This is a genomic window from Synechococcus sp. H55.9 (assembly GCF_047462355.1).
In the GTDB taxonomy this organism is placed as follows: Bacteria; Cyanobacteriota; Cyanobacteriia; order Thermostichales; family Thermostichaceae; genus Thermostichus.
Genome location: NZ_JANSJB010000003.1, coordinates 17,755 through 18,909, shown reverse-complemented (window position 1 = coordinate 18,909; position 1,155 = coordinate 17,755). Strand labels below are relative to the sequence as shown.

The following is a 1,155-nucleotide window of genomic DNA, read 5'->3' as shown; positions in this document are numbered from 1 at the left end:
GTCAGCTTCAGCAGCGGCGCCGGCTCTGGCAGGTTTTTGGGATCCTCCCCCGGCTGCGCCACCTGGATCCAGCGGTACATGCCTTGTTCACACTCCTGGATGACCGGGATGGGGATAGTCTCGCCGGGGCGATCCGGCAGCCTGAGGCTGAGGCTGAACTCATCCATGAACTCATCCGGCAGGGATCCGCCGCTCCAGATCACCTCGGCCACTGTTTCGGTGATCATCTTCCCGTGGGACTCGTAGGGCTTATCCAGCGGCTTTTTCACCGTCTCAATTTTCCAGAGGGGGTGCACCATCGGCTTCACCGAGGTGGCCCCTTCCGGGATCTGCACCCGCAGGCGAATGGTCGGGGAGCCATCGCAGCCATGGGGCACGCGGAAGGTGAGCTTGGCAACGCTGCCCGCCGGGGCCTCTTTGGGATGGACGGTCACATGGGCCCAAGCAGAAGAAAGGGGCACAACGCTCATTCCCAGGGCCAGCAGAGATTTCTTGGCCAAGGCCAGGTAACTGTGCCAACTGAACATTGTAAATACTCCTTAACAACGCTAGGTGGAAAGAGAACCGGTCAGGATCCGGCCAACAAAACCTAAGGATGGTGATGGGATCCGTGGGATTCGGTCACGCTCATGCTGTGCTGACCCCAACTGGAAAGGCCCATGGACACCAGGCCGGCGCTGGCCAAGCCCATCGACACCAGCCCAAAGGAGAGGGCGCCCATGGCCACCAGGCCAATCGAGAGAATGCCGTGGGTCACCACGCCGATGGCCACCACCCCATGGGCAGAAATGCCCACCGCCACCAAACCATGAGCCCCCACCCCAACCGACAAGATTTTGCGGCGGGATCCCTGTGCTCCACAGCTCTGCTCCTGCGGCATCTGAGGTGCCAGGGTCAGATCTTGAGTCCTCTCCTGGGCCATTAGCCTTTGCTCCAGTTGTGCTCAGCCCGGTCTAGAACGTAGGCGGCCACGGCTTCGATTTCTTCTGGCTTGAGAAGCTTGCCAAAAGCGGGCATGGCCCCTTTGCCGTTGCGCACCTGGGCCTGGATGAGCTCAGGGGTATCCACGTGGTACTCATGAAGAGCCGCCAGAGAGAGGTTTTTCGCTGCCACCAAACTGTTGCGCCCGTTCAAGTGACAGCCCACACACTTGGC

Annotated in this window: 3 protein-coding genes; all 3 read right to left on the bottom strand. The window is 60.9% G+C overall.

Features of this window, described 5'->3' with window-relative positions; genetic code table 11:
• The coding region (locus tag NW857_RS00870) for a YcnI family protein (protein WP_414367717.1) at window positions 1–527 on the bottom strand (527 nt) is incomplete at its 3' end.
• Window positions 528–589: 62 nt separating this feature from the next.
• The gene (locus tag NW857_RS00865; RefSeq protein ID WP_414349075.1) at window positions 590–922 is read right to left on the bottom strand and encodes a hypothetical protein; all 333 of its coding nucleotides are present in this window, start codon (window positions 920–922) and stop codon (window positions 590–592) included.
• Window positions 922–1,155 (bottom strand): c-type cytochrome (locus NW857_RS00860; protein WP_414367716.1); only part of this gene is annotated, 234 nt, incomplete at its 5' end. The genes NW857_RS00860 and NW857_RS00865, both read right to left, overlap by 1 nt.